Raw genomic sequence first — 4297 nt, 5'->3', positions numbered from 1 at the left:
GCCGGCCTTCACATATACATCATCTCCTTTTAACACTACTTCCAGGGCCGGCAACGGTCTTGGAGGTGGTCCGGCCAGCACTTCGCCGGTCATCGCATCGAAGAAGCCTTCATGACAGGGGCATACAATTTGTCCGCTGCCGGGTTTGTAATATACGGCACAGGAAAGATGCGTGCATTTTTGTTCATAGGCTTTCCAGCTGCCATTCTCCAGGCGGATCAGGATGTATGGAATACTGCTGCCTTCCATCACAAAAGAACGGGTACCACCTTGTGGTACACTGTCTGCTTTGCAAACAAAATGTTCGCCTTTTACTTCTTCTGGTGGAAAGAAGTTGGCTTTTATCGCCACATATGCGCTGCCTGTTGCAAGTCCTCCGGATACCAGGCATAAGAACCGCGCAAAATCCCGGCGGCTTACTTTGGTCGCTGCTGTTCTTTCAATGGGAAAGTCCTGTTTCCAGTGAGGGTCTTTCGTTTGATCAGACATATCTTTTAGTTTAATGAACTTTCAGTTGTGTGCTGCCTTTGGGCATCATAATATTTACTTTCGTCGTCACTACCTGTTCACCAAAAACAAATGAATTGACCGGGGTACTGTTGGGGCGCATCCGGCTGATTTCTTCCCGGGTGCCATAGAACAGCGCCTGGCTGGGACAAACGGTGGCGCACATGGGTTTTTTACCCGCACTGGTCCTGTCGTAGCACATGTTGCATTTCATCATCATGTCGTACTTTTCTTCTTTAATCGGTACACCAAAGGGGCAGGCCATCACACAATTGGAACAACCTATGCACCGGGCGGTATTGGCCGTATGTACTACGCCAAAATCATCTTTCGAAATAGCATCCGCAGGACATACCTTAGCGCATACCGGATCATCACAATGCATACACACCTGTACGGTGGTTTGAATGGTAACTGCACGTTCCACATAGTTTACATGGATCATGCTTTCCTGTCCATTGGTTTCGCATTCTGCACAAGCCATCTCACAGGCTTTGCAGCCAATGCATCGTTGCATGTCTACGAAAAATTCCATGTCTGTTTTATACGCAGTAACTTCCATGTAGGCAGTATTTAAGGTAAATCAGATACTATCAAAAGCGGCTGTTTCACCGGGTTGGGTAAACACACCCAATGGCTCCAGTTTACAGGCGCATACTTTAAATTCCGGTATTTTAGATATGGGGTCCAGTGTACCAATCGTGAGCTGGTTAGCCGATTTTCTTCCCGGCCAGTGATACGGAATGAACACGGTATCCTTGCGGATGGTTTCTACAATATTCGCCGGAAAATCAGCCGTGCCGCGACGCGTGGTTACCCGTACGGTTTCCCGTTGCCGGATATGAAAGCGTGCTGCCAGTTCAGGATGTATTTCGAGTAACGGCTCCGGAATCAGGCCCACCAGTTTACCGATACGCCTTGTTTGTGTACCGCTGAGGTATTGCGACACTACGCGGCCGGTGGTTAATACCACCGGGTATTCACTATCGGTTACTTCCCCGGGATCTCTGTAGGGCGCCGGATTAAAATGTGCTTTGCCATCCGGCGTGGCAAATTTTTTATCTTCCCACAGCCGGGGCGTACCGGGATGATCTTCTGTGGGACAGGGCCAGAAGATGCCCATGTTATCTTCTATTTTTTTATAGGTGATACCGTAATAATCTGCCGTACCACCTTTAGAGGCTACACGTAGTTCATTGAAGAGCGCCTCGGAGTCGGCGTAGGTAAATTTATCTGCGGCGCCGAGTCTTGCTGCCAGCTCCAGTATGATGGCCGTATCTGCGCGGGCGTTGCCGGGAGGGGTAACGGCCCTGCGTATACGAACTACCCTTCCTTCGGCGGTGGTCACAGTGCCTTCTTCCTCTTCCTGTAATGAGCCTGCCAGCACAATATCTGCATGACGGGCCGTTTCGCTTAAAAAGAAATCGATGCACACATAAAATTCCAGTTTCTCCAGTGCTTCTCTTACATAGTTATTATTGGGCAGCGATACCAATGGGTTAAAGCAAATAGAAAGTAGTCCTTTTACTTCACCACGATGGATGGCTTCTATGAGTTCCCAGGCAGTAAGCCCTTTACCCGGTAATGCTGATTCGGGAATGCCCCATACCCCGGCAATATATTTCCGGTGTTCAGGATTGGTAATGTCGCGGTTGCCCGGCAGCTGATCACATTTATGTCCGTGTTCCCGGCCCCCTTGTCCGTTGCCTTGCCCTGTAATAGTACCGTATCCGCAATAAGGCCGGCCAATGCGGCCGGTGGCGAGTACGAGGTTTATACAGCCCAATACATTTTCCACGCCTTTGGAATGATGTTCTATGCCACGTGCATGCAGGAGGAAACTGGTGTTAGCCTTGCCCCATAATTCGGCGGCCTGCCGGATTTTTTCTTTTTCAATTCCTGTTATTTCTTCTGCCCATTCCAAAGTGCATTCCTGCACAGCTGCAAGAGTATCTGCAAAACCAGCGGTGTAGTTGTCAATGAAATCATGGTCGAGCATATCATGATCCGCCAGGTACTTGAGCATGGCGCCATACAGGGCCGAATCGGTGCCCGGCTTTACAGGCAGGTGTATATCTGCTGTTCGGGCCAGCGGTATTACCCTGGGATCTATCACGATCAGTTTGGCGCCATTATCCCTGGCGCGCCACAGCCAATAGGTGAGGGTAGGGAAGGTTTCGCTTACATTGGCGCCTGCTACAATAATTACTTCTGCATGTTCCAGGTCGGCGTAGTTATTGGAAGCGCGATCCAGTCCAAATGCTTTTTTGTTGCCGGCGCCGGCACTCACCATACATAGCCGGCCGTTGTAGTCGAGGTTGGCAGTTTTTACTGCCACCCTGGCGAACTTGCCCATCAGGTAACTTTTTTCGTTTGTCAGCGACACGCCCGATAAAATAGAAAACGCATCGTTGCCATATTTTTCCTGTATTCGTTTAATCTCTGACGTTACTTTTTCCATGGCGTTGTCCCAGCCAATGGGCTGAAAGCCCTGGCCCTCCACCCGCTGCAATGGCTCCAGCAAACGGTCCGGGTGATTGTCCTGAAGATATCGCTGCACACCTTTAGGACATAGCCGGCCTTCATTGAAGGGAAATTCCATCCACGGTTCAAAGCCTACTACCTTATTGTTTTTAACCAATAATTGTATCCCGCACTGCATACCACAAAAGCAGCAATGGGTTTTTACGGTGGCATCCGGCTCATCCCTGCCAGGGTAGCCTTCCTGTGGGGCATAGTTCAGGTGAGGCCCAAATTGTTCAATAATTTTTTCGGGAGATGCGGGTAGTCTTGCCATGCAGTAGGTATTTATTACCCGGCATTGTTGCCGGCGATTAACCAAATAGTGTTCCTCCTTCCTGCCGCGCTTTCAGATGAGCTTTGGCAAGGAGGGAGCGTTTCCCTTCCGGACTGTAATCCAGGTGAGAGCTGCCGTCTTCCAGTGTGAAGTCGAAGCCCACCTGTTTGGTGACGATCTTCAGATCATCTACATGTAATTGCGTGGTGAATTCCTTGCCGGTATGCGGACAAACGGCCATGCCTCTTTTTTTGCCTTCCCGTTTATAGATATGTGCACCTATTTGTGCTGGTCGTTGAATAATATGAAAAAATTTACCAAAGGGAATCCATACCAGGAAAAGGATGACGGCAATGGCATGGGTAACAGACATGAAATCGTAGGCGATGCCTTTCATAAAGGCATAGCTGAAATTCAATCCCAGTCCCGTCACCGAAATAATAATCAGGAGCAGTAGCGGCAGCAGGTCCCCTTCAAATGTCTGCGACGCTATTAAGCCCGCATTGGTCAATCTTCTCACAAGAAAAATAACAGCACCCGCAATTACTGCCCAGGAGCACCAGGTGAGCGCATGGAAAATAAAAAATGCCAGCACAGATCCCAGCTTAAAACTCATGACATTAAATCCGAAAAAATTAGCGTTATATAATTTGGTCACGCCCGGATCTAATGCGGTAGCTGGGTCCAGGGTAAAGTTGATCCATCCCAGCGTTAGCGGAATGGTAATTGCAAATGCCGCCAGACAACCAGAAGCCAGCATAAAATGGGCGAGCCATCTTTTTTTACCCCTGGGATATATGAAACGCTGGAATAACAAATTCTTAACGGAGTCTTCAAGCAGAAAATAGGCATGTACAAAAAAGCTTCCTGTAAAAACAAACTGCCAGGTACGCCTGAAATACATCCAGGTGGGCGGTCTTTGTAGCCATACGCAATACCGGTAAATGCCGCCGAACAGGGCGAACAGGGTGCCGAAGAGATAAGCAATTAACG

4 protein-coding genes are annotated in these 4297 nt (G+C 49.1%); all 4 read right to left on the bottom strand.

The features are described from left to right. A partial coding sequence (locus tag VIP81_RS00435; RefSeq protein WP_331956500.1) for a Rieske (2Fe-2S) protein occupies positions 1-489 on the bottom strand: 489 nt, incomplete at its 3' end. A gap of 10 nt (positions 490-499) precedes the next feature. Continuing rightward, positions 500-1069 (bottom strand): 4Fe-4S dicluster domain-containing protein, encoded by a 570-nt coding sequence (locus VIP81_RS00430; protein WP_331956499.1) that lies wholly within the window; start codon positions 1067-1069, stop codon positions 500-502. Between the two features lie 21 nt (positions 1070-1090). Next, positions 1091-3304, bottom strand: a complete 2214-nt coding sequence (locus VIP81_RS00425; RefSeq protein WP_331956498.1) for a molybdopterin oxidoreductase family protein — start codon at positions 3302-3304, stop codon at positions 1091-1093. Positions 3305-3341: 37 nt separating this feature from the next. Beyond that, the coding region (locus VIP81_RS00420; RefSeq protein WP_331956497.1) for a hypothetical protein at positions 3342-4297 on the bottom strand (956 nt) is incomplete at its 5' end.

This window comes from Chitinophaga sp. (assembly GCF_036566945.1).
GTDB lineage: Bacteria > Bacteroidota > Bacteroidia > Chitinophagales > Chitinophagaceae > Chitinophaga.
This window is presented reverse-complemented; position numbering and strand designations above follow the sequence as displayed.

Coding starts and splice junctions, on each gene's coding strand:
- VIP81_RS00430 (WP_331956499.1), bottom strand. CDS start 1,069: ATGGAAGTTACTGCGTATAAAACAGACATGGAATTTTTCGTAGACATG.
- VIP81_RS00425 (WP_331956498.1), bottom strand. CDS start 3,304: ATGGCAAGACTACCCGCATCTCCCGAAAAAATTATTGAACAATTTGGG.